This window comes from Roseateles sp. GW821-FHT09B06, assembly GCF_059418245.1.
This window is the reverse complement of the sequence record NZ_JBWKPM010000027.1, coordinates 43958-67819: the sequence shown is the minus strand read 5'-3', so window position 1 is coordinate 67819 and position 23862 is coordinate 43958. Positions and strand designations below refer to the sequence as shown.

The 23862-nt window shown below is 70.2% G+C and carries 23 protein-coding genes and 1 pseudogene; 2 read left to right on the top strand and 22 right to left on the bottom strand.

Features of this window, described 5'->3' with window-relative positions; genetic code table 11:
- The 7 genes and pseudogenes from AC07OQ_RS19785 to purE all read right to left on the bottom strand — a co-directional run.
- A pseudogene (locus AC07OQ_RS19785) lies at positions 1-194 on the bottom strand (uracil-DNA glycosylase family protein); the annotation flags it as partial.
- Complete coding sequence (rimI, locus tag AC07OQ_RS19780; RefSeq protein WP_495054858.1) at positions 191-691, bottom strand: ribosomal protein S18-alanine N-acetyltransferase; 501 nt, start codon at positions 689-691, stop codon at positions 191-193. The pseudogene AC07OQ_RS19785 and the gene rimI, both read right to left, overlap by 4 nt.
- 10 nt (positions 692-701) lie before the next feature.
- Positions 702-1409 (bottom strand): tRNA (adenosine(37)-N6)-threonylcarbamoyltransferase complex dimerization subunit type 1 TsaB, encoded by a 708-nt coding sequence (tsaB, locus tag AC07OQ_RS19775; protein ID WP_495054857.1) that lies wholly within the window; start codon positions 1407-1409, stop codon positions 702-704.
- Between the two features lie 58 nt (positions 1410-1467).
- Positions 1468-2409 carry an SGNH/GDSL hydrolase family protein gene (locus AC07OQ_RS19770; RefSeq protein ID WP_495054856.1) on the bottom strand — a complete coding sequence of 314 codons (942 nt, stop codon included), beginning with the start codon at positions 2407-2409 and terminating at the stop codon, positions 1468-1470.
- Between the two features lie 19 nt (positions 2410-2428).
- The gene (locus tag AC07OQ_RS19765; RefSeq protein WP_495054855.1) at positions 2429-3433 is read right to left on the bottom strand and encodes an L-threonylcarbamoyladenylate synthase; all 1005 of its coding nucleotides are present in this window, start codon (positions 3431-3433) and stop codon (positions 2429-2431) included.
- A gap of 10 nt (positions 3434-3443) precedes the next feature.
- Positions 3444-4622 carry a 5-(carboxyamino)imidazole ribonucleotide synthase gene (locus AC07OQ_RS19760; protein ID WP_495054854.1) on the bottom strand — a complete coding sequence of 393 codons (1179 nt, stop codon included), beginning with the start codon at positions 4620-4622 and terminating at the stop codon, positions 3444-3446.
- Positions 4622-5086 carry a 5-(carboxyamino)imidazole ribonucleotide mutase gene (gene purE / locus AC07OQ_RS19755; RefSeq protein ID WP_495054860.1) on the bottom strand — a complete coding sequence of 155 codons (465 nt, stop codon included), beginning with the start codon at positions 5084-5086 and terminating at the stop codon, positions 4622-4624. Before purE ends, AC07OQ_RS19760 begins: the two co-directional genes overlap by 1 nt.
- A 121-nt stretch (positions 5087-5207) precedes the next feature.
- Here purE and AC07OQ_RS19750 point away from each other — a divergent pair, with 121 nt between their 5' ends.
- Positions 5208-6176, top strand: a complete 969-nt coding sequence (locus AC07OQ_RS19750; RefSeq protein WP_495054853.1) for a tetratricopeptide repeat protein — start codon at positions 5208-5210, stop codon at positions 6174-6176.
- Positions 6177-6214: 38 nt separating this feature from the next.
- On the opposite strand, the gene AC07OQ_RS19745 is transcribed toward AC07OQ_RS19750, so the two are convergent.
- The 4 genes from AC07OQ_RS19745 to fba all read right to left on the bottom strand — a co-directional run bounded on the left by AC07OQ_RS19745 (position 6215) and on the right by fba (position 11520).
- Positions 6215-7318 carry a hypothetical protein gene (locus AC07OQ_RS19745; protein ID WP_495054852.1) on the bottom strand — a complete coding sequence of 368 codons (1104 nt, stop codon included), beginning with the start codon at positions 7316-7318 and terminating at the stop codon, positions 6215-6217.
- A gap of 7 nt (positions 7319-7325) precedes the next feature.
- Positions 7326-8222: a phosphoribosylaminoimidazolesuccinocarboxamide synthase gene (locus AC07OQ_RS19740; protein ID WP_495054851.1), complete on the bottom strand. Its 897-nt coding sequence runs from the start codon at positions 8220-8222 to the stop codon at positions 7326-7328.
- Between the two features lie 55 nt (positions 8223-8277).
- A complete protein-coding gene (locus tag AC07OQ_RS19735) occupies positions 8278-10305 on the bottom strand; it encodes a hypothetical protein (RefSeq protein ID WP_495054850.1) in 2028 nt (675 codons plus the stop codon).
- A 150-nt stretch (positions 10306-10455) separates the two neighbouring features.
- Positions 10456-11520, bottom strand: coding sequence for a class II fructose-bisphosphate aldolase (gene fba, locus AC07OQ_RS19730; protein WP_495054849.1), 1065 nt, complete (start codon positions 11518-11520; stop codon positions 10456-10458).
- Between the two features lie 179 nt (positions 11521-11699).
- Here fba and AC07OQ_RS19725 point away from each other — a divergent pair, with 179 nt between their 5' ends.
- Positions 11700-12719 carry an ATP-binding protein gene (locus AC07OQ_RS19725; RefSeq protein ID WP_495054848.1) on the top strand — a complete coding sequence of 340 codons (1020 nt, stop codon included), beginning with the start codon at positions 11700-11702 and terminating at the stop codon, positions 12717-12719.
- Positions 12720-12747: 28 nt separating this feature from the next.
- On the opposite strand, the gene AC07OQ_RS19720 is transcribed toward AC07OQ_RS19725, so the two are convergent.
- The 11 genes from AC07OQ_RS19720 to def form a co-directional block, all read right to left on the bottom strand.
- Entirely contained in the window at positions 12748-13509 is a 762-nt protein-coding gene (locus AC07OQ_RS19720) for a substrate-binding periplasmic protein (RefSeq protein ID WP_495054847.1), read from the bottom strand.
- A 46-nt stretch (positions 13510-13555) separates the two neighbouring features.
- Positions 13556-14986, bottom strand: a complete 1431-nt coding sequence (pyk, locus tag AC07OQ_RS19715) for a pyruvate kinase (protein WP_495054846.1) — start codon at positions 14984-14986, stop codon at positions 13556-13558.
- 92 nt (positions 14987-15078) lie between these two features.
- A complete protein-coding gene (locus AC07OQ_RS19710; RefSeq protein ID WP_495054845.1) occupies positions 15079-17382 on the bottom strand; it encodes an NADP-dependent malic enzyme in 2304 nt (767 codons plus the stop codon).
- Between the two features lie 142 nt (positions 17383-17524).
- Positions 17525-18718 (bottom strand): phosphoglycerate kinase, encoded by a 1194-nt coding sequence (locus tag AC07OQ_RS19705; RefSeq protein ID WP_495054844.1) that lies wholly within the window; start codon positions 18716-18718, stop codon positions 17525-17527.
- 102 nt (positions 18719-18820) lie between these two features.
- Positions 18821-19150, bottom strand: a complete 330-nt coding sequence (locus tag AC07OQ_RS19700) for an AzlD domain-containing protein (protein ID WP_495054843.1) — start codon at positions 19148-19150, stop codon at positions 18821-18823.
- Complete coding sequence (locus AC07OQ_RS19695; RefSeq protein ID WP_495054842.1) at positions 19147-19875, bottom strand: AzlC family ABC transporter permease; 729 nt, start codon at positions 19873-19875, stop codon at positions 19147-19149. The genes AC07OQ_RS19700 and AC07OQ_RS19695 overlap by 4 nt, the downstream gene beginning before the upstream one ends.
- Before the next feature lie 63 nt (positions 19876-19938).
- On the bottom strand, positions 19939-20694 hold the full coding sequence (locus AC07OQ_RS19690; RefSeq protein ID WP_495054841.1) for a head GIN domain-containing protein: 756 nt from the start codon (positions 20692-20694) through the stop codon (positions 19939-19941).
- Between the two features lie 116 nt (positions 20695-20810).
- Entirely contained in the window at positions 20811-21182 is a 372-nt protein-coding gene (locus AC07OQ_RS19685) for a hypothetical protein (RefSeq protein WP_495054840.1), read from the bottom strand.
- Positions 21183-21240: 58 nt separating this feature from the next.
- Positions 21241-22095: a zinc metalloprotease HtpX gene (htpX, locus tag AC07OQ_RS19680; protein ID WP_495054839.1), complete on the bottom strand. Its 855-nt coding sequence runs from the start codon at positions 22093-22095 to the stop codon at positions 21241-21243.
- A gap of 67 nt (positions 22096-22162) precedes the next feature.
- On the bottom strand, positions 22163-23125 hold the full coding sequence (gene fmt, locus AC07OQ_RS19675) for a methionyl-tRNA formyltransferase (protein WP_495054838.1): 963 nt from the start codon (positions 23123-23125) through the stop codon (positions 22163-22165).
- 16 nt (positions 23126-23141) lie between these two features.
- The gene (def, locus tag AC07OQ_RS19670; protein WP_495054837.1) at positions 23142-23666 is read right to left on the bottom strand and encodes a peptide deformylase; all 525 of its coding nucleotides are present in this window, start codon (positions 23664-23666) and stop codon (positions 23142-23144) included.
- Between the last annotated feature and the right edge of the window lie 196 nt (positions 23667-23862).

Here is a 23862-nt window from a genome sequence, read left to right as displayed (position 1 = left end):
GGCTGCGCCCTGGGCGGTGCCGAAGTCACGGGCGGCGGCTCGGCGGCCCGGCGCGGCGCCGGCTCGACGGCCGCCGGTTTCGCCACCTCGGCCACCACCTCGGCCACGGCCAGCGCCTCGGGCGCCGGCGGCGCCGTCCAGACCCGCAGGCCCATGGCCTCCAGCATCGCCTGCTGACGTGCATCCCAGCTCATCGCGCCTCTCCCGGCCCCAGCGGCAGGCTCATCAGCACCGCATCCTCGCGCCGGCCGGCGGCCGGGTAGTAGCCGCGCCGCAGGCCCACCTCGGCAAAACCGTAGCGCAGATAGACCTCGCGCGCGCGCGCATTGCTCTCGCGCACCTCCAGCCAGATCTGCTCGCAGCCGAGCTGCTGCGCCAGCACCCGCAGGGCGTCCAGCATCTGCCGCGCATGGCCCCGGCCCTGCAGGGCCGGGCTCACCGTGATGTTGAGCAGGTGCAGTTCGCCCACGCCCTGCATCGCCAGGAAATAGCCCAGCATGGCGCCCGTCTCGTCGCGCAGCACACGAGCCAGATAGCCGGCGGCCAGCGAATCGATGAAGTTGCCGCGGGTCCAGGGGAACGCATAGGCGCGCTGCTCGATGGCCAGCACGGCCTCCACGTCGCCGGCATGCATGATCTCCAGCCGCCCGGCGGCGGGAAAGGGAAAGGGGGACTGAAGCTGCGCGCTCATGGGCTCGGATTCAGGCGCCCGGACGCGCCGCCAGGCGCTCCGCGGTGGTCAGCGCGACCTTGTCGCGCACATACAGCGGCATGGCCTCGGCCGCGTCCAGGGTCCGGCCCTGCGCCCAGGCGGCTTCGGCCAGCGTCGCCAGCGCCGCGGCGCGCGAGCGGCTGTGCGGCCAGGTCTGCGCCAGGCCCAGGGCCTGCAATTCGGGAAAGACCTCCAGCGCGCTGCCGCACAGCGCGCTCGGTACTTGTTCGGTCCATCGCGCCAGCAGCGCGGCCACGCTGTAGAGCGCCGGCGCGCTGCTGCAGCGCCAATGCCGGCCGTCGTGGGCATAGGCGGCCGCGTAGATCTCGCCCATGCGCGCGTCCATCGCCACCCAGGTTTCGGCCAGCGTGCCGCCGGACTGCTGGCGCGCATCCTCGGCCACCAGCATCAGGCTGTCCAGCGCCAGCACCGGCTTGCCCGCGCCGAAGGCCAGGCCCTGGGCCACAGCGCAGGCGGTGCGCAGGCCGGTGAAGGCACCGGGGCCGCGACCGAAGCCGATCGCGTCGACCTGCGGCAGGCTCAGCCCGGCGCGGGCCAGCAGGGCGAGCGCCTCGGGCACCAGCCGGGACGAGGCCTTGGCCCCGCCCTCGCCCTCGAAAATCCAGCGCCCTTGGGGGCTGCTCAGGGCCAGCGCCATGCTTTCGGTCGAACTATCCAGGGCCAGCAACACAGTCATGATGCAAGTGTAGTGCGCCCCTCGCGGGGCACCCGCAGCATGGCGGCGGTCGGCGGCCTCAGAACGGGTTGTTGAGCGCGCGGCTCTGCGCCAGGGCACCCAGGCGCGAATGGCCGACCGGGCCCATCAACAGGTTCGTGGCCCACAGCCAGCTGCCGCCGTCGGCATTGGTGACCAGGGTCTTGCTGGTGCAGGCCGGCGGCTGGCTGGCCTCCAGGCAGGCGGCCTCGGTGAAATTGCTGATGCCCAGGGCCGCGGCATAGCCGGAGATGCGGCCGATCCGGGAGGTTTCCTCGTCGAGCAGCACCAGACCGATCAGGCGTCCATCGTTCAGGATGTTCAGGCGCATCTGCGTGTTGAACTCGGTGGCGAGGTCGGTCAGCAGCTTGGCACGATCGGTGTCGGGCTTGGCGGCACGCTCCTTGAGCGCGAAGGGCGTCAGGCCCAGGTCCGGCAGCGTCGTGATGATGACGCGGCCATCGGCGTTGGCGATGCGGTTGACCTGGGCGGCCAGTTCGCGGCCGCGCTGGCCGGCCAGGCTCTTCAGGGTATCGGCGCCCTGCTGCGGATACTGGGCATAGAGCTCCAGGATGTCGTTGGCCCCCGCCATCACCGACACCAGATCCTTGTTGTTGAAGCCGCCGGACGAGAACACCGTATCGATCTGGGTCTTGAGCCCGGCGATCTTGGCGCCCGCCTGGGCGTAGACCTTGCCGGTGGGCGTGGCCAGCTTGTCGGGGTTGCATTCGGCGAACACCAGGCCGAAGGAACTGGCCAGGGCCTGGATCCACATCGGGTTGTTGGCGCAGACCACGGCGCCGTTGGTGTCCAGGGCGTTGACCGAGTACTTGAGGCCATCGGTGGTGATCACGCTGGCCTCGTCGCCGAATGCCAGGATGCGCTTCGGGTGGAAGGGCTCGATCTGGCCGCCACCGCCGCCGCAAGCGGCCAGAGCGGCCGCGGCCGCCAGCGCCAGCGCGCCTTGCTTCAGAAACTTCATCAACACTCCAGACATTGACTCAAACCTCGTTCTTGCCCGCTCGGGCCGGGAAGGCCGCCGCGGCGCGTGCCAGCCGGTCCCGCACGCCATCCCATGCGCTGTCGGCGGGCGGGGTTTCGATCCAGATTTCGCGGGCCCCCGCCGCATCCAGCTCGCGCAGCACGGCAAACAGCTCGAAGGCCGCCGCCGCCGCCTCTTGCGGCATGGCGCGCCAGATCGGGCCCGCCACGGCCGGCAGCGACCGGGAATATACCGCCAGGCCCGCCGGCCATTGTTGCTGCTTGTGCAGCGCCTCCCGCAAGGCCCCGGACGCCATCAGCCGCACCACGGCGCTGGGCGCGTAATGCGCGGCCAGGGTGCCGGAGGCGCGCGGCGCGGCCGCGTCGGGGCGCTGCAGCGGCTCGCCGGCCGCCGCCTCGATCTGCACCGGGGTCAGGATGCCGGGACGCAGCAGCACCGGCCGGCCGCGGCTGCAGTCGACGATGCTGGACTCGATGCCCACCTCGCAGTCGCCGCCGTCCAGCACCACCAGCGCGGCGCCGAACTCGTCGCGCACATGGGCGGCGCGCGTCGGGCTGACCTTGCCGAAGCGGTTGGCGCTGGGCGCGGCCACGCCCAGCACACCCAGCTTGTGCGCCTCGGCCAGCAGCGCGCGCGCCACCGGATGCGCCGGGCAGCGCAGGCCCACGCTGTCCTGGCCGCCGGCCGCCGCGGCGGCCATGGCTGGCGCGCGCGGCACGATCACCGTCAGCGGCCCGGGCCAGAAGGCCTCCATCAGGCGCCGCGCCACCGGCGGCAGGCCGGTGGTGAAGGCCTCGGCATCGGCGATGTCCAGCACATGGACGATCAGCGGATGGTCGCTGGGCCGGCCCTTGGCCGCGAAGATCTTGGCCACCGCCGCATCCCGGTCGGCGCGCGCGCCGAGGCCGTAGACGGTCTCGGTGGGCAGCGCGACCAGTTCGCCGTCGGCCAGCGCCTGGGCGGCCTGGGCAATGGCTGTGGGGTCGGAGCCGTTCAGCAGCATGGCGAGAGGGTCACCAGGCGGTCGGCAGGCCGAGGATCGCGGCCGCCTTGGCCGCGGTGTCGCGCGCGGCCTCGGGCGTGGCGGCGGTGATGTTCAGGTGCCCCATCTTGCGGCCGCGCCTTGCACTGGTCTTGCCGTACAGATGCAGGTGCGCGCCGGGCAGGGCCAGCACGGCGGCCCAGTCCGGGCTGCGCTCGGTGCCGGCGGCATCGAACCACAGATCGCCCAGCAGGTTCAGCATCACGGTGGGCGAATGCAGGCGCGGGGTGTTCAGCGGCAGGCCGGCCAGCGCGCGCACCTGCAGCTCGAACTGCGACACATCGCAGGCATTCATCGTGTAGTGACCGGAGTTGTGCGGGCGCGGCGCCATCTCGTTGACCACCAGGGAGCCGTCCTGCAGCACGAAGAACTCGATGCACAGCACGCCCACATAGCCCATCTCGGCCACGATGCGCGCGGCCGCGGCCGCGGCCTGGGCCTGCAGGGCCGCGTCGACCGCCGGGGCCGGCACCTCGGTGACGGCCAGGATGCCGTCGCGGTGCAGGTTCTGCTGCACCGGGAATTGCACGATCTGCCCATCGCGCCCGCGCGCCACCAGCACCGAGAGCTCCAGCCGCAGCGGCAGCATCTGCTCCAGCACGCAGGGCAGCCGCTGGAGCTCGTCCCAGGCGGCGGCCAGCTCCGCGCGGGTCCTGACGCGGATCTGGCCCTTGCCGTCGTAGCCCATGCGGGCGGTCTTCAGGATGCCGGGCAGCAGGGCCGCGTCAACGGCGGCCAACTCGGCCGCGTCGCGTATCGGCGCATAGGGCGCGCAGGCGACGCCGCTGGCGCCGAAATGCGCCTTCTCGTCGGCGCGGTCCTGGCAGATCGCCACGCAGGCGGCGGCCGGCGCCACCGGCCGCTTCTCGGCCAGCCGCTGCAGGGCGCGCGCCGGCACGTTCTCGAATTCGGTGGTGATGGCGTCGCAGGCCGCGGCCAGGCGGTCCAGGGCCGCCTCGTCCAGATAGTCGGCGCGGATATGCTCGTGCGCCACGGCCCCGGCCGGGCTGTCGGCATCGGGGTCCAGCACCACGGTGCGGTAGCCCAGGCCTTGCGCGGCATGCACGAACATGCGGCCGAGCTGGCCGCCGCCCAATACTCCCAATGTTGCGCCCGGGGTCGCGCCCGGCAGCAGGACTTCTTGCGCCATCAGACCAGGTCCTTCGTCATCGCCCGGGCCTTCTCGGTCTGGGCGACGCGGAAGGCCGCCAGTTGGTCGCGCAGCGCCGGGTTCCCGCGAGCCAGCATCGCCACCGCGAACAGCGCGGCATTGCCGGCGCCGGCGGTGCCGATCGCGAAGGTCGCGACCGGGATGCCCTTGGGCATCTGCACGATCGAGTGCAGCGAATCGACGCCCTGCAGATGGCGGCTGGCCACCGGAACGCCCAGCACCGGCACCAGGGTCTTGGCCGCCAGCATGCCCGGCAGATGGGCGGCGCCACCGGCACCGGCGATGATGGCGCGCAGGCCGCGGCCCTCGGCCGCCTCGGCATAGGCGAACATTTCGTCGGGCATGCGATGCGCCGACACGACCAGCGCCTCGAAAGGGACACCGAACTCGGAGAGAATGTCGGCGGCGTGCTGCATGGTCTCCCAGTCGCTGCTGGAGCCCATCACCACGCCGACCAGGGGAGAGGCGTTCTGCGGCAGATCCTGCACGACTCGCTCCATAGGCTGGAAAACCTTGAATTGTAGGCGGGCGCCGCCACCTCCCTTGATCACGCCCCGGGACACCATGATCGACATCACCATTCAGAACTTCGAAACCGAGCTGCTGCAGGCCTCGATGCAGCAGCCCGTGCTGCTGGACATCTGGGCCCCCTGGTGCGGCCCCTGCAAGAGCCTGGGCCCGATCCTGGAGAAGCTGGAGGCCGCCTACGCCGGCCGCTTCCTGCTGGCCAAGCTCAACAGCGACGAGCAGCCCGAGATCGCCACCCAGCTCTCGCAGGCCTTCGGCGTGCGCTCCATCCCCTTCTGCGTGATGTTCGTCGGCGGCCAGCCGGTGGACGGCTTCGTCGGCGCGATCCCCGAGGCGCAGATCCGCGAGTTCCTCGACAAGCATGTGCCCAGCGGCGAGATGCTGGAGGCCCAGGAAGACCTGGCCGAGGCCGAGGAGCTGCTGGCCGACGGCGACCTGGAATCCGCGCTGGCCAAGCTGGCCCAGGCGGTGGAAACCGACCCGGCCAACGAGACCGCGCGCTTCGACTATGTGAAGGCGCTGCTGGAGCTGGGCCTGCTGCAGGACGCCAAGGCCGCCTTCGCGCCGGTGGCCGCCCAGGCGGCCGACACGATCACGCCGCATGCGCGCTTCGCCGCGCTGGGTCAGTGGATCGCCGCGGTCGAGGCCGCCGCCCAGACCGACCCGGCAGCCCGGGAAAAGGAACTCACGGCCGCGATCGCCGCCAACAAGCGCGACTTCGAGGCCCGCTTCGCGCTGGCCCAGACCCAGCTGGCCGCCCAGCGCTTCCCCGAAGCGATGGACGAGCTGCTGGAGATCATCATGCGCGACAAGGCCTGGAACGGCGAGGCCGCGCGCAAGCTCTATGTCGCGATCCTGGAACTGCTGACCAAGCCCGCCCCCAAGGCCCAGGCGGGCGGCGCCGAGGCCAAGGGCACGCTGGAACTGGCGGGCCGCGCCGTCGTGCCGCCCAGCGATCCGCTGCTGGACCAATACCGGCGCAAGCTCAGCATGGCGCTGTTCTGAGCCCCGGGCCCTGAGTTGTCAGGGCCCGTCGACAGGCCCTAGGCCGGACGCATCAGCCCGGCGCCGTCCAGCGCCGCGGCCCAGGCCCGCTGCTGCTGTTCGAACTCCAGCCATTGCGCCGCCGCGCTGGCGGCGTGGCGCGCGGCCGCGGCGGTATCGCCCAGCACGCCATAGACCTGGGCCAGCCGGCTGTGCGTGGCCGCGCGATCGTCCACGTCGCAGGCCGGGTCCAGCTCGAACTCGGCCTCCTGCGCCTGCCGCAGCGCCTGCTCATGCTGGCCCAGATTGACCCGGCACCAGGCCAGATCGGCCAGCAGGCTGCTGCCCAGCCGCGCCAGGCCGCGCGCCATGGCCTGCGGCAGATGCGCCTCGTAGAGCGCCCGGGCCTGGGCATAGTCGCCCTGCACCACCAGCAGCTGGGCGCGCAGCACCGGCGTCAGCTCGGACATGGCCGAGCCGCCCACCGCCGCGTCGTAATGCATGATCGAGTCGGCCCCCAGCAGCAGCTCGGGCACCGGCCGGGCCGGATGGGCCAGGCTCTCGCGGCGCTGGTGCGCGCAGCGCATCTCGGCCATGTTGTACATCAGGGCCGACTGGCTGGCGTCGTCGCCCTCGGCCGAGGCATGCCGGCGCACCTCGCCGTACCAGGCCTGGGCGGCCTCCAGGTTGCCGGCGAAATGGTGGGCCAGGCCCAGCGCGATCGCCAGCCGGCTGCGCGCCCCATGCAGCGCGGGCGGGGCCAGGTGCAGGGTGTCGCGGGCATGCCGGACCAGCTGGGCGATGTCATGCCGCACATAGGCCAGGTGCGCCAGCCAGGCGCAGGACAGGGCCTCCAGCTCGGGCAGACCGGCCGCGGCCGCCATCGCCTGGGCGCGCCGGATCTTGTCGGCCGCGCCGCTGCCGAAGTCGCTGAAGTAGCTCATCAGCCCTTCGGCGAAATGCAGCCAGGCGCCCAGGGCCGGATGGGGATGGTGGAAGGACAGCTGGTGCAGCGCGGTCAGCTCGTCGCGGGCCTCGGCGGTCTGGCCGTGGCGGGCCAGCAGCACGACGCGCTGGGCGCGCAGGCTGGCCGCCTGCAACTGGCCGGGCGCGGCGGCAATCGCCTGATCCAGACGCTGCAGCAGGCGCGACGTGATGGCCACGTCGGCCTCAGCGCGTCAGGCGCTCCAGCGCCTCGCGGTACTTGGCCGCGGTGTTCGCGATCACCTCGGCCGGCAGCACCGGCGCCGGCGCGACCTTGCCCCAGGGCTGGCCGTCGACCTGGGCCTGCTCCAGCCAGTCGCGCAGGAACTGCTTGTCGTAGCTGGGCGGGTTGCTGCCCACCGCATAGCTCTCGGCCGGCCAGTAGCGCGAGGAGTCGGGCGTCAGCACCTCGTCCATCAGCGTCAGCGTGCCGTCGGCGTCCAGGCCGAACTCGAACTTGGTGTCGGCGATGATGATGCCCTTGCCGAGCGCATAGTCGGCGGCGCGGCGGTACAGCGCGATCGAGATGTCGCGCACGCGCTCGGCCAGTTCGCGGCCGATGATCGCGACGCAGCGCTCGAAGTCGATGTTCTCGTCGTGGTCGCCCATCTCGGCCTTGGTGGCCGGGGTGAAGATCGGCTCGGGCAGCTTGGAGGCGTTGCGCAGGCCGGCGGGCAGCCTGACGCCGCAGACCTCGCCCTTGGCCTGGTATTCGGCCCAGCCGCTGCCGGCCAGATAGCCGCGTACCACGGCCTCGATGGGCAGGGGCTTGAGGCGCTTGACCAGCATCGAGCGGTCCTTCACCTGGGCCCGCTCGGCCTCGCTCACCACCGACAGCGGATCCTCGCCGGTCAGGTGGTTCGGCACGATGCCGTCCAGCTTGTCGAACCAGAACAGGGCCATCTGGGTCAGCAGCGCGCCCTTGCCGGGAATGGGTTCGCCCATGATGACGTCAAAGGCCGAGATGCGATCGCTGGCCACCATCAGGATGCGGTCGCCGCCCACCGCATAGTTCTCGCGCACCTTGCCGCGCGCGATCAGGGGAAGAGAGGTCAGCGAGGAATTCAGCAGGGCAGCGGTCATGGAGGGACTTCCGACAAAGGTGCGCGGGATTTTAGGCCCTGCGCAGGTCCCGGCTTCAGAGCGCGGCGCGGCGCAATGCCGGCATCAGCGGCTCGACCTCGTCGCGCGACAGGCGTGGCGCGCCGGGCGCCAGCACCGCCAGCTGGTTCAGGGTTTCGGGCGGCAGGCGCCCGACCAGCGAGGCCAGCTCGCCAAAGCGCAGGCCCTGCCGGATCAGGAAGGCGATGTAGCTGTGGCGCAGGACCTCGGGCGTGACCGCCTGCGGTTGCGTCAGCGCGGCATCCAGCGCGCTGGTCGCCACCGCCGCGCGCACGTCATGCACGTCGATCGCCTGGCCGTTGGCACGCACAAACAGCGGCGCCGCGGCGCCGCCAGCCACCTGCTCGGCACGCCGCGCGGCCCAGTTGCGCAGCAGCGGCGGCAGGGGTAAGGCGCGCGGCCATTCGCCATGCAGGCACAGCGTCCCGGCCGAACCATCGATGGCATCCAGGGGCAGCGCCACCACTTCCGCGGCGCTGAGCCCGCACAACAGGCAGGCCAGCATCGCTCGCGGTGCGGGCTCGGCATGGCTCAGCAGCTGCGCGATCTCGTCCGGCTCCAGCTCGCGCAAGGGCACCGCATGGCCCAGCAGCAGGCCCTCCGGCGCCTGCGGCAACGCATGCGCCACATGCCCCGCGCCCCCGCTCCACGAGGGCGCGATCACCATGGTCGGCATGCCGATCGGCCGCGGCTCCCGGCGGTCGAAGAACTCGACGAACCAGACGGCGATGAAGCCCAGCAGCAGCGCAGCGCCCAGGCCGATGCCGGCGTCGCGCCAATAGGACGGCCGCCAGGATTCGCGCGGAACACTCGCCGGCTCCAGCACCTGCACGCGCGGCCGGCGCGCGCTCTCGCCGGCCTCCAGCGCCAGCAGCTTCTGCTTGGCGGCCTGGTGCAGCTTCTCCAGTCCGCCCAGTTCGTCCTGCAGGCTCTGGTACTCGGCGAACTGGCGGCTGAAGGTCTGCGCGCCCTGCTTGTCGGCAGCCAGTTGCTGATGCAGGCGCTGGCCCGCCGCCCGGGCCAGGCGCAGTTCCTCGCGGGCCTCGGACAGGGTCGACTGCTGGCTGCTCCTGCGTTCGACCTCGAGCTGCTGCTCGAGACTGGCGATGCGGGTCTTCAACGCTTGTGCGGCCGGGTCCAGCTCCAGGTATTGCGGCGTGTACTGGCGTTCCAGGGCCCGCCACTCCTCGCGGTTCTGCGACAGCCGGGCCTCGATGGCGGCGAGCGTCGGATGGTCGCGGGCCTGCGGGACACGCTTGTCCTCGGCGAGGGCCTGCTCGATGGCCTGCACGCGGCCGGACGCGACGGCCTCGCGCTCGGTCACGCTGTTCAGCGCGGCGCTCAGCCCCTTCAAGCGCGACAGCGCCTGGTTTTCCTCGCGCTCGGTCGAGACGATATTGGCCTGCAGGCGGAAGGTCTCCAGCGCCCGGCGCTGCTGCGCCACCCGCGCCTCGAGGATGCCCGACTCTTCGCGCGCCTCGGCCAGCCGGGCCTGCAGCGCCGCGTCGCCCGCCAGCCCCTGGCGGGCGCGGTAGACCTCGATCAGCGTGTTGAGCAGGCCGGCGGTCAGCTCGGCCCTCGGGCCCTCGGCCTGCAGCAGGGCCACCGGGGCATTGGCCAGCGCTTCGACGCTCAGCATCTGCTGCACGGCCTGCACCGGATCGCCGCTCAGGCCATCCAGCTGCCCGCTCGCCTGCAGGCGCTGCACCGACTGCTCCAGCAGCGGGCGGCTGTCCAGCAGCTGCAACTCCAGCAGGAAGCGCTGGCGCTCGCCCTGCGGATCGGCGCCGGCATCGCTGGCGGCCAGCGGCGAGGCCGGCATGATCTGGATCCGGGCCGAGGCCTGGTAGATGGGGCTGCGGCCGAAATTGAAGACCAGGGCGACCAGCAGGCCCAGCAGGAAGGCGCCGCTGAACACGCGCAGCCGTCGCCGCATCATGTCGCTGCGCCGCGCGACCGGGGGCGGCGGCTCGAAGGCGGCCGCATGCAGGGCGCTCAGCGCGGGAGGCGCCAGGCGCTGGGGGTCGGCGGCATCGTGGGACACGGCGTTTCGGGCGCAGCAGCAATGCGGGAACTATACGCACAGCCCGGCGTCGCGCCATCGGCCCCAACCCCGGCCCCAATGTAACGATACGTTTACCGCCCGCACCCAGGAAAAAAGCCCGCCGAGGCGGGCCTTGCGGTGCGCTGGGGTTTACTGGACCACCTGGGCCAGCTCGCCGCGCGCGTAGGCAGCGGCGGTGTCGACCAGGCTGCGTGCCTTGATCTTGCCGGCCTGACCCTCGCAGCCGAACTCGACATAGCGCTGCTTGCAGACCAGCTTGGCGGCCTCGCGGGCGGGCTTCAGCCATTCGCGGGCATCGAACTTTTCGGGGTTCTCGGCCAGGAACTTGCGCACCGCGCCGGTCATCGCCAGGCGGATGTCGGTGTCGATATTGATCTTGCGCACGCCGAACTTGATGGCTTCCTGGATCTCTTCGACCGGCACGCCATAGGTTTCCTTCATCTTGCCGCCGTACTGGTTGATGACGGCCAGCAGGTCCTGCGGCACGCTGGAACTGCCATGCATCACCAGATGGGTGTTCGGGATGCGCGCGTGGATCTCCTTGACGCGGCTGATCGCCAGGATGTCGCCGGTGGGCTTGCGGCTGAACTTGTAGGCGCCATGGCTGGTGCCGATGGCGATCGCCAGCGCGTCCAGGCCCGTGGCCTTGACGAACTGGGCGGCCTCCTCGGGGTCGGTCAGCAGGGATGCATGGTCCAGCACGCCTTCGGCGCCGATGCCGTCTTCCTCGCCGGCCATGCCGGTCTCCAGCGAGCCCAGGCAGCCCAGCTCGCCCTCCACCGTCACGCCGACCTTGTGGGCCAGGGCCACGACCTGGCGGGTCACGTCGATGTTGTAGTCGAACGAGGCCGGGGTCTTGCCGTCGGCCATCAGCGAGCCGTCCATCATCACCGAGCTGAAGCCCAGGTCGATCGCTCCCTGGCAGATCGCCGGGGTCTGGCCATGGTCCTGGTGCATCACCAGCGGGATATGCGGATAGGCCTCGAGGGCGGCCTGGATCAGATGCTTGATGAAAGCCTCGCCGGCGTACTTGCGGGCGCCGGCGCTGGCCTGCAGGATCACCGGGGCATTGACCTCGTCGGCCGCGGCCATCACGGCCTGCACCTGCTCGAGGTTGTTGACATTGAAGGCCGGGATGCCATAGCCCTGTTCGGCGGCATGGTCCAGCAGCTGGCGCATTGAAACGAGAGGCATGAGAGGCCCTCCTGGGAGTTGCAGATTCCTTCGGCATGGCCACGCAGTAACCGCACCGTAACTGCGGGCGATTCTAGCGGCGCGCCATGTCCGGACCGTAACAAGCAGACCACGTGCCAGCCCCTCATCCTCGGGCAAGCGCGCTTGCGCCTGCGACGGCGCCTCGCTAGGCTGCCGCGGTGACCCGACTCGCCCTCGACCACCTCAGCCTCTGGATGACCGCGGCCGCGCGCGAGCATGCGCTGGACCTGCCCGACCATGTGATGGAGCGCACCGGCGCCAGCCGCCGCGCCACCTTGAATGCGCTGCGCCGCCTGGTCGACAGCCACTGGCTGCGTCGCGAGGGCACGGCGCGCCGCCCGGTCTACGCCCCCGGCCTCTTGCGCCAGGTGGCGCGCAGCTACACCCTGCACGGCCTGCAGGAGGATCTGCCCTGGCAGCGCGACTTCGCGCCCAATTTCGAGCTGCCGCGCCATGTGGCGCGCATGCTCCAGCATGGCTTCACCGAGCTGCTCAACAACGCGATCGACCACAGCGGCGGCAGCAGCGTCACGGTGTCGCTGCGTCAGACGCCCAGCCATGCGCAGTTGCTGGTCTCGGACGACGGCTGCGGCGTGTTCGACAAGATCTGCGCCGCCTTCGACATCGCCGATGCCCGGCACGCGATGCTGGAGCTGAGCAAGGGCCGCCTGAGCAGCCAGCCCGAGGCCCATACCGGCCGCGGCCTGTTCTTCAGTTCGCAGCTGGCCGATGTGTTCGACATCCATGCCAACAACCGCGCCTTCCAGCGCCGCGCCTGGGAGGGCGGCGGCTGGCAGGTCGGGCGGCCGCTGCCGCGCCAGGGCAGCTCGATCTATATGGCGGTCGCGCTGGACACCACGCGCACGCTGGATCAGGTGATGGAAGCCTGGAGCGTGGCCGGCGACGGCATCGAGTTCGATCAGACCCGGGTCCAGCTGCACCTGCTGGCCGGCCCCGGCCAGGTGCTGGACTCGCGCGCCCAGGCGCGCCGCGTCGCCGCAAGGCTGCCGATGTTCAAGCGCGCCGAGGTCAGCTTCGACGGCATCGCGGAGGTCGGCCACGGCTTCGCCGACGAACTGTTCCGCGTCTTCGCGCGTGCCCACAGCGAAGTCGAACTGGTGCCCACCCATATGACGCCGCGCATCGCGGCGCTGGTGCAGAGCGCGCAGAACGGTTGAGCGGCTGTGCGGCGGCTGAGCGCCCCGCTCAATCGGCCTGCGCCACCAGGGCCTGGATCGCCGCGCGCCGGGCGCGCAGCCCCGCGTCGACCAGCGACAGCGCCGCCACGAGCCGGTCATGGCCCCGCGCGGCGACGAAATGGATGCTCTCCTGGTGCATCGGCGGGCGCTGCACGACGAAGCCGCCCTCGGCCGCGCCACGCTCGCGCAGCCGGCGCTCCAGCAGCGCGGGGTCGGGGCTGCGGTGCGAGGCCGGCAGCGCGTCGCAGCGCCGTGCGGCCAGCATGCGCAGGCGGCCGCTCAGGTCGAGGCTGACCTGCTGGCTCCGGAACAGCTGCTGCTCCAGCGCCGCATCGAAGGCCGTGCCATAGCTGACGCCACGGGTCAGACACAGGGTGCGGCCGCGCAGGCTCTCCAGCCCGCCGAACGCTGCGGGCTCGCCGGCGCGCACGACCAGCCAGACATGGTTGGTGAAGACCGCTTCGCTGAACAGGAACTGCTGCTCACGCTGCTCGTTGCGCGACAGGCCGAAGGCCATCATCTCGCCGCGCCCCGCCAGCGCCAGCAGCCGCGCCCAGGGCAGGAAGCGCAGGTCCCAGTCGATGCCGCCCCCCTCGGCCACCAGCTGCAGCAAGGGCAGCACAAAGGCGCGCGGGCTGCCGTCGCCGACCGCCAGCGGCAACACGGGCCGCACCGTGGCGCGCAGCGGCGCCCAGGACAGGCCCGCCAATGCGGCGCCGGCGCCCAACAGCCGGCGGCGACGCGCCTCCTTGCTACGGACTTCGCTCATGCTGGGTCTCCACCCCGGGAGTTCAGCATAGCGCAGCGCGGCGCGCTCAGTCGACCCGGCAGACCTTCAGCATATTGGTGCCGCCCGGGTAGCCCATCGGCTCGCCGCAGGTGATCGCATAGGTGTCGCCCGGCATCAGCACGCCGCGTTCGACCAGCAGCTGCTCGGCGGCCTTCAGCGCCTGGTCGCGGTCGTCGAACTTGGGCATCAAGAGCGGCCGCACATTGCGGTACAGGCACATCTTGCGCTGGCTGACCTCCTGGGTGGTCAGCGCGAAGATCGGCACCTGGATGCGGTGGCGGCTCATCCAGAGGGCCGTGGAACCCGACTCGGTCAGCGCCACGATGGCCTTGCAGCCCAGGTGGTAGGCGGTGAACAGCGCGCCCATCGCGATCGACTGGTCGATGCGGCCGAACTGGCGGCCGGCGAAATCGGTGTCCAGGCTGACGAACTCGGCGCGCTCGGCCTCCAGCGCGATCGCGGCCATCTGCTCGATGGTCTCGACCGGGTATTTGCCGGCCGCCGTCTCGGCGCTCAGCATCACCGCGTCGGTACCGTCCAGCACCGCATTGGCCACATCGGACACCTCGGCGCGGGTGGGCACCGGGTTGACGATCATCGACTCCATCATCTGGGTCGCGGTGATCGCCACCTTGTCCAGCTCGCGGGCCATCTTGATCATGCGTTTCTGCAGCGCCGGCACGGCGGCGTTGCCGACCTCGACCGCCAGGTCGCCGCGCGCCACCATGATGCCGTCGCTGGCCTTCAGGATGGTTTCCAGATGGGGAATCGCCTCGTAGCGCTCGATCTTGGCGATCATCGCCGGCTTGTGGCGCCAGGGCTCGCCGGCCACATTGGCCAGCTGGCGCGCCATCTCCATGTCGGTGGCGTTCTTCGGAAAGCTCACCGCCAGGTATTCGCATTGGAAGGACATCGCGGTCTTGATGTCCTCCATGTCCTTGGCCGTCAGGGCCGGCGCGGTCAGGCCGCCGCCCTGCTTGTTGATGCCCTTGTTGTTGGACAGCTCGCCGCCCACCTTGACGATGGTGTGCACGGCCGCGCCGCGCACGGCCTCGACGGTCAGCACCAGCAGGCCGTCGTTGAGCAGCAGGGTGTCGCCCGGCTTCACGTCGCGCGGCAGCTCCTTGTAGTCCAGGCCCACGGCCTGCTCGTTGCCCGGCTCGCTGCGGTCGGCGTCGAGGATGAAGGGCGTGCCGTTGACCAGCTCGATCTTGCCGTTCTCGAACTTGCCGACGCGGATCTTCGGGCCCTGCAGGTCGGCCATGATGGCCACCTCCTTGCCGGCCGCGCGGGCCACCTCGCGCACCATGCGGGCGCGGTCGATATGGTCCTGCGCCTTGCCATGCGAGAAGTTCAACCGCACCACGTCGACGCCGCCCCGGATCATGCGCTCCAGCACCTCGGGAGAGGAGGAAGCCGGGCCCAGGGTGGCGACGATCTTGGTGGCACGGGTCATGATGAGACGGTCTCGCTGGAATGAAGTTACGGGCGAGCGATTATGGGCCGCATCCGGCCCCCGCCTCCGGTTTCACGCGGTTTCAGCCGGTTTCATCCGCGCGCTGCCAGCACATCCGCAACAGCCAGCGCCGTCATGTTGACGATACGGCGCACCGTGGCCGACGGCGTCAGGATATGCACCGGCGCGGCCGCGCCCAGCAGGATGGGCCCGACGGTGACACCCTGGCCGGCGGTGATCTTCAGCACGTTGAAGAGGATGTTGGCCGCGTCCAGCGTCGGCAGCACCAGCAGGTTGGCCGCGCCCTGCAGCTTGCTGTCGGGCAGGAAGGTGCTGCGCACCGCCTCGCTCAGCGCCGCGTCGCCATGCATCTCGCCGTCGCTCTCGATCTCCGGATGGGCGGCCGCGAACAGCTCGTGGGCGCGCCGCATCTTCAGCGCCGAGGGCCGCTTGCTGCTGCCGAACATCGAGTGCGAGACGAAGGCCAGCTTGGCCGGCAGGCCGAAGCGCTGCACCTCCTCGGCCGCCATCGCGGCGATCTCGGCCAGTTGCTCGGCATCGGGCGCGTCGTTGACGAAGGTGTCGGTCAGGAACAGCGTCTGCTTCTCCATCATCACCGCGTTCATCGTCGCGAAGGTGCGGGCGCCGGGCTTCAGGCCGATCAGGTCGGCCACATGCTCCAGGTGCGAATCGAAACGCCCGACCATGCCGCAGATCATCGCGTCGGCATCGCCCAGCTTGATGGCCAGCGCGCCGATCGTCGTGTTGGAGCGGCGCACCGCGGCCTTGGCCATCTCGGGCGTGAAGCCGCACCGGCCCATCGCCTGGTGGTAGGCCTCCCAGTACTGGCGGAAGCGCGGGTCGTTCTCGGGGTCGATCACCGCCACGTCGCCGCCCAGCTTCAGGCGCAGGCCGGCGCGCTGGATGCGCATCGCGATCACCTCGGGGCGGCCGATCAGCGTCGGCTTGACCAGGCCCTCGTCCAGCGCCACCTGCACGGCGCGCAGCACGCGCTCGTCCTCGCCCTCGGCATAGATCACGCGCGCCGGGTTGGCCTTGGCCGCGGCGAACACCGGGCGCATGAACATGCCGGTCTGGTAGACGAAGCGCGACAGCTCCTGTCGGTAGGCGTCCAGGTCCTGGATCGGCCGCGTCGCCACGCCCGAGGCCGCGGCGGCCTGGGCCACGGCCGGCGCGATGCGCAGGATCAGCCGCGCGTCGAAGGGCTTGGGGATCAGGTAGTCGGGACCGAAGGCCAGTTCCTGGCCGGCATAGGCGGCGGCCACCTCGTCGCTGGTCTCGGCCTTGGCCAGCGCAGCGATCTCGCGCACGCAGGCCAGCTTCATCTCCTCGGTGATCTTGGTGGCGCCGCAGTCCAGCGCGCCGCGGAAGATATAGGGGAAGCACAGGACATTGTTGACCTGGTTCGGGTAGTCCGAGCGGCCCGTGGCGATGATGCAGTCGGGCCGCACCGCCTTGGCCAGTTCGGGGCGGATCTCCGGCTCGGGATTGGCCAGGGCCAGGATGATCGGCCGGTCGGCCATGGTCTTGACCATGTCCTGGGTCAGCACGCCGGCGGCCGAGCAGCCGAGGAAGACGTCGGCATCCGCGACCACATCGGCCAGGGTCCTGGCCTCGGTCTGCTGGCAGTAGCGCTGCTTGCTCTCGTCGAGCTTGTCACCCCGCCCTTCGCGGATCACGCCCTTGGAGTCGACGACGAAGATGTTCTGGCGCGCCACGCCCAGGCCCACCATCACGTCCAGGCAGGCGATCGCCGCGGCGCCGGCGCCGGAGGCCACCAGCTTGACCTTGGCGATGTCCTTGCCCACCAGCTCCAGCCCGTTCAGCAGGGCCGCGGCGCTGATGATGGCCGTGCCATGCTGGTCGTCGTGGAACACCGGGATGTTCATGCGCTCGCGCAGCTTCTTCTCGATGTAGAAGCATTCGGGCGCCTTGATGTCCTCGAGGTTGACGCCGCCCAGGGTCGGCTCCATCGCCGCGATGATGTCCACCAGCTTGTCCGGGTCGCGTTCGGCCAGCTCGATGTCGAACACATCGATGCCGGCGAACTTCTTGAACAGGCAGCCCTTGCCCTCCATCACCGGCTTGGCGGCCAGCGGACCGATATCGCCCAGCCCCAGCACCGCGGTGCCGTTGGTGACCACGCCGACCAGATTGCCGCGCGAGGTGTACTCGGCCGCCAGGCTGGGGTCGGCCTCGATGTCCAGGCAGGGATAGGCGACGCCCGGGGAATAGGCCAGCGACAGGTCGCGCTGGTTCGACAAGGCCTTGGTGGGCGTCACCGAGATCTTGCCGCGCGAAGGTAGCCGGTGGTAGTCCAGTGCGGCTTCGCGCAGCGCGGCCTCGGCCGGCGACAGGGTCGTCTTGTTGCTCATTCCCGAGTCTCCTCGAATTCTGGGCGGGCAAGATTACTCCTGTTATCGCCTTATGCCGATGCCGACTGTTTTGACGGCCATGCAAAGATGGCAAAACAAAAGGGGCCCGCGGGCCCCTTTTTTCTGCTGCAGGAACGCGGCCTCAGCCGGCCGCGCGCTTCGCCAGGATCTCGAACGCCGGCAGGGTCTTGCCCTCCAACACCTCCAGGAAGGCGCCGCCGCCGGTGGAGATATAGCCGACATCGCCCTCGATGCCGTACTTGGCGATCGCGGCCAGGGTGTCGCCGCCGCCGGCGATGCTGAAGGCGTCCGACGCCGCGATCGCGCGAGCGATCGCCTCGGTGCCCCCGGCGAAGGCGTCGAACTCGAACACGCCCACCGGGCCGTTCCAGACGATGGTGCCGGCCGCCTTCAGCTTGTCCGCCAGGATCGCCGCGGTCTTGGGGCCGATGTCCAGGATCAGGTCGTCGTCGGCCACCTCGGTGGCGGCCTTGACGGTGGCCGGTGCGTCGGCCGCGAAGGTCTTGGCGGTCACCACATCGACGGGGATCGGCACCTCGGCGCCACGCGCCTTCATGGCCTCGATCACGGCCTTGGCATCGCCCAGCAGGTCCGGCTCGGCCAGGCTCTTGCCGATCCCCAGGCCGGCGGCCAGCATGAAGGTGTTGGCGATGCCGCCGCCGACGATCAGGCCGTCGACGTTCTTCGACAGCGACTGCAGGATGGTGAGTTTGGTGCTGACCTTGGAGCCGGCGACGATCGCCACCAGCGGGCGCTTCGGCGCGGCCAGGGCCTTCGTGATCGCGTCGATCTCGGCGGCCAGCAACGGGCCGGCGCAGGCGATCTTGGCGAACTGCGCGATGCCGTAGGTCGTGCCCTCGGCGCGGTGCGCGGTGCCGAAGGCGTCGTTGACATAGATGTCGCAGAGCGCGGCCATCTTCTTCGCCAGCTCTTCGTTGTTCTTCTTCTCGCCCTTGTTGACGCGGCAGTTCTCCAGCAGCACCAGCTGACCCGGCCGCACGTCGACGCCGTCGACCCAGTTCGCCACGACCGGCACCTCGCGGCCGAGCAGCTCGCCCAGGCGCTGGGCCACCGGGGCCAAGGAATCCTCGGGCTTGAACTGCCCTTCAGTCGGGCGGCCCAGATGCGAGGTCACCATCACCGCGGCGCCGGCCTTCAGGGCTTCCTGGATGCAGGGGATCGAGGCGCGGACGCGGGTATCTTCGGTGATGTTGCCGGCATCATCCTGCGGCACGTTGAGATCGGCGCGGATGAAGACGCGCTGGCCGGCCACCTTGCCGGCGGCGACCAGGTCGGAAAAACGCAGAACGTTCATGATCGGAGAAAGTAGGCTTGGAGTTGAGAAAACCGTTGGCACCATCCCGGCGCCCTAGCCTCAAGCTTACCAAGCGGCCGGCGCCGGCCCGGCGCTGGCCGCCTACCAGCCCAGCCCGATGCGCAGCGCCAGCATCACCGCGGTGCCGCTGATGATGGTGCCGAGGATGCCGCCCTTCCAGAAAAAATAGGCCGTGCCCACCGCGGTGGCATAAAGCCGCGCATCCTTCCAGGTCGAGATCAGCTGACCGTTGCTCATCACGATCTCGGGCACGATCACCGCCGCCAGCGCGGCCAGCGGCGCGTAGCGCAGGCCTTCCTTGAGCCAGTCCGGCAGCGGCAGCTCATGCTTCGGGATCATGAAGAAGGCGCGCGTCAGCAGGGTGATCGCCCCCATGCCGATGATCGCGATCGCGGTCTCCCACCAGCTCATGCCATGCTCCCTTTGCTCTTTTCGGGCAGCCATTTCTCCATCAGCAGGCCGACCGCCACCGCCACCGCGATCGCCACCATGATGTTCAGGCGCAACGGCAGCGCATAGGCCGCGACCGCCGCGCAACCGGCCACGCCGGCCGACACCCAGGTGTTGCGGTCCTTCAGCAGCGAGTAGGACAGGCCCAGCAGCGCCAGCACGCCGGCAAAGCCCAGGCCCCATTCGGTCGGCACATGGTTGGCCAGCAGGATGCCGGCGATCGAGGGGATCTGCCAGGCACACCAGTTCAGCGCCACGCCGCCCCAGAAATAAGGCTCCTGCTCCGGCGCGGGCCGGGCATCGGGGAAGCGCTTGAGGAAGGCGACGTAGTTCAGGTCGGCCGCGAAATAGGCGGTGAAGAGGCGCTGCGCCCGCGGCAGGTGACCGAAGTACAGCCGCCACTGCGCGCTGAAGATCACGAAGCGCAGATTGACGCAGAAGGCCGTGGCCCACAGCACCCACATCGGCGCCCCGGCCGCGATCAGCGGCAGCGAGGCCAGCTGCGAACTGCCGGCGAACACCACCAGGCTCATCAGCAGGGCCAGCCACACCGACAGCCCGCTCTTGACCATGGCCACGCCGGTCACCAGCCCCCAGGCGGAAATGCCCAAGGTGATGCCCATCATGTCGCGCACGCCCTGGCGGAACTCGGGGTGGCGCGCCAGCGCCATGATTCTCGACCTCATGGCGCCATTGTCGGCGCTCGCGCCCGGCCCGGCGGGCCCGGGCCGGCGCCTGTGCGCATAGCGTCAGTTGCCCAGGCGCTTGATCGAGCCGCTGCCGGCCACCGAGCTGTTGATCTCGGGCGAGCCGACATAGCGCACATCGCCCGAACCGGCGATCGACACCTTCAGCGTCTTGCTGGCCTGTACCTGGGCGTCACCGGAGCCGGCGATGCTGACCTTGACCTCCTCGGCCGCCAGTTCGGCCGCCTTGACGTCGCCGCTGCCGGCCACCGAGATCGTCAGGCTGTTGACCCGGCCCTTGGCCAGGATGTCGCCGGAACCGGCGACCTTGAAGCCCACCTTCTCGCTGAACAGCTCGGCGAAGCGGATATCGCCCGAGCCCGCGATCGCGGCGTCCAGCGAGGGCGTCTTCATGCTCTCGACGCGGATGTCGCCCGAGCCGTCGACCGCCAGGCTGCGCAGCACGGTCATGCCGACATTGATCTGCACCGCCTGGGTACCGGACAGCTGGTAGCCCTTCTTGGTGTGGATCTCCAGGGTCTTGTAGCCCTTGCCGCCATCGACCACGCGGGTCTCGATATAGGGCAGCAGGTTCTTGTCGGCCTTGATCTCCAGCGAATCCGCGGCGGCCTGGCGCACCTGCAGCTTGAAGCTGCCGCTCAGCTGGATGGCCTCGAAGCTGCCGGGGCTGCGCGCCTCGCTGCCGAGCTCGCCCGAGCCCTTGATGCGTTCGCCGCTGCCGATGGTCCAGCTCCAGGCCTGGGCGCCGCCGGCCAGGGTCAGGGCGGCCAGGGCGATGGTGGCGATGCGACGGTTCATGACGGGTTCCTCGGGGCTTGTTGTTGCAATGCCCTCATCATGCCCGCGGCGAAGAACCGGCCAAGCGACCTGCGATCAACTGCAAAACGGCGCCACCGAGCTGCCGCCCGATGCGATCAGCGCGATTTGCCGCCGCTGCCCGCTTCGCGCGAGGCCCCCTTGGGCTCGGTCTCGATGTCCTCGGCGGGCGGCTTGCCGGAGCCGGGGCGCGGTACCTGCGGCGCCACGCCCTCCAGCTTGTTCTCGCGCATGTATTCGTCCATCTCGCGCCAGCCGGCGAACACCGCGGCCTTCTGGGCCCTGGGGTTGAGGCTGTAGCAGTCCTCGATCGCGCGCATCGCGTGGCGGCAGGCGCTGCCGACGGCGCGGGCCTCGGCCTCCTTGGCCGCGGCGACCTTGGCGGGGTCCTCGATGCCCAACTGGTCGCAGCCGGCCAGCGCCAGGGCGGCCAGCAGCAGGGGCAGGAGCGGGGTCGGTAGGGCCTTCATCGCCCCATTATCGGCCGCCGGGGCCAGGTCTTGAGTCCGGGGTTGCGGCGGTCGGCGCTCAGCGGACGCCGCTACGCGCCATCTCCAGCAACCGGGCCACCCGCTCCTCGGTCGAGGGATGGGTGCTGAACAGGCCCTTGATGCCGCCGCCCGACAGCGGGTTCATGATCATCATCTGGGCCGTCTCGGGGTGGCGCTCGGCAGCCTCCAGCGGGATGCCCTGGGCATAGCGGTGGATCTTGTCCAGCGCCGAGGCCAGGGCCTGCGGGTCGCCGGAAATCTCGGCGCCGCCGCGGTCGGCCTCGAACTCGCGGGCGCGGCTGATCGCCATCTGGATCAGGCTGGCGGCGATCGGCGCCAGGATGGCCACCAGGATGCCCACCAGCGGATTGGCCGGCCGGCCCTCGCTGTCGCGGCCGCCGAAGAACATCGCGAAATTGGCCAGCATCGAGATCGCGCCGGCCATCGTGGCGCTGACCGTGCTGATCAGGATGTCGCGGTGCTTCACATGGGCCAGCTCATGCGCCATCACGCCGCGCAGCTCGCGCTCGGACAGCACCCGCATGATGCCGGTGGTGGCCGCCACGGCGGCATGCTCCGGGTTGCGCCCGGTTGCAAATGCGTTGGGCGCGTTCTCGTCGATGAGGTAGACCTTGGGCATCGGCAGCTGGGCCTTCTGTGCCAGCTCCTGCACCATGCGGTAGAACTGCGGCGCCGAGCTCGCATCCACCTCGCGGGCGCTGTACATCTTCAGCACCATCTTGTCCGAGAACCAGTAGCTGAAGAAGTTCATGCCCAGCGCCACCAGCAGCGCCAGCATCATGCCGCTCTGCCCGCCCAGCAAGGCACCGATGGCCATGAACAAGGCGGTGATGGCTGCCATCAGGATGGCGGTCTTCATCAGATTGAACATGTGCTCGTGCTCCTGTGTCGGGCGAAAGATGCCCGTAGTCGAGTATGTGGGGCGGATCGCCCCCGATTCAAGCCGCAGGCGTTGCGAAGCGTTCGCCCGGCGCCACCGGCCGCGCCTGCAGGAAGGCCTGGGCCGGCAGGCGCTTGCCGCCGGCGCGCTGCAGCTCGGTGAGCCGCAAGGCCCCGGTGCCGCAGGCCACCAGCAGACCGCGCTCGTCGACCGCCAGCACCCGGCCGGGCTCGCCCACGGCCTCGGGCACCGGTTCGGCGCGCCAGCACTTCAGCGTTTCTCCGTCCAGCTGGGCCTGCGCGCCCGGGAAGGGATCGAAGGCGCGCAGCCGGCGCTCGATCTGGACGGCATCCAGGCGCCAGTCGATCGCCCCTTCCGCCTTCTCGATCTTGTGGGCGTAGCTGACGCCCTGCTCGGGCTGGGGCATGCGCGGCAGCCCGCCGCAGGCGGCGATCTCCAGCGCCTCGACGATCAAGCGGCCGCCCAGCACGGCCAGGCGGTCATGCAGACGCGCCGTCGTGTCGCCCGGGCGGATGACCTCGCGCTCGATCAGCAGCATGTCGCCGGTGTCCAGGCCCGCGTCCATCTGCATGATGGTGATGCCGGTCTCGGCATCACCCGCCTCGATCGCACGATGGATCGGCGCCGCGCCACGCCAGCGCGGCAGCAGCGAGGCGTGGATGTTCAGGCAGCCCCGCGGCGGCAGGTCCAGCACCCATTGCGGCAGGATCAGGCCGTAGGCGGCCACCACCATCACGTCCGGTCGCGCCTCCAGCAGGGCCCGGCGCGCGGCGGCCGCGTCGTCGGGGTACTTGCCGTCCAGGCGCAGGCTGCGCGGCTGGGCCACGGCGATGCCGCGCTCCAGCGCGAACTGCTTGACCGGTAAGGCCTGCAGCTTCATGCCGCGCCCGGCCGGACGGTCGGGCTGGGTCAGCACCAACGGGATCGTGAAACCGGCCGCATGCAGGCGGACCAGCGCGACCTGGGCGAATTCCGGCGTGCCGGCGAAGACCACCCTCATGGGACGGGACACCGGATCAGCGCCGCTTGGACGGGGTCTGCTCGTCGCGCGTCTTCTTGACCATCTTGGTCTTGATGCGCTCGCGCTTCAGCGGGCTCAGGTATTCGACGAAGACCTTGCCCACCAGGTGGTCCATCTCGTGCTGCACGCACACGGCCAGCAGGCCCTCGGCCTCGAACTCGTAGCTCTGGCCCTCGCGGTCCAGCGCGCGCACCTTGACCTTGGTGTGGCGCGGCACCTTGTCGTAGATGGTGGGCACCGACAGGCAGCCCTCCTCGCCCTCGGTCATCTCGGTGCTGGTCTCGATCAGCTCGGGGTTGATCAGCACGCGCGGCTCGTTGCGCCCCTCGGAGGTGTCCATCACCAGCACGCGCTCATGCACATCCACCTGAGTGGCGGCCAGGCCCACGCCATCGGCGGAGTACATGGTTTCCAGCATGTCGTCGGCGAGCTTCTTGATGCGCTCGTCGACCTGCGTCACCGGTTTGGCAACGGTGTGCAGACGGGCATCGGGGTATCTCAGGATATTCAGTATCGCCATGGACATCATCAGGGTTGAACCGCCACCGGGGTCGGCCGGCGCTGTGGATTGCACACAACGCCTGTTTGTAAGAGCGTGCAAGAGGACCGCCCTGCCGGGCGCTATATTTGCGACCACCCCTGAATGGGGGCAGAATCCTCTCAAGCCGGATGGATTTTCGCCGATCTTTCCCATGTCATGTTCGACATGGGGCCTT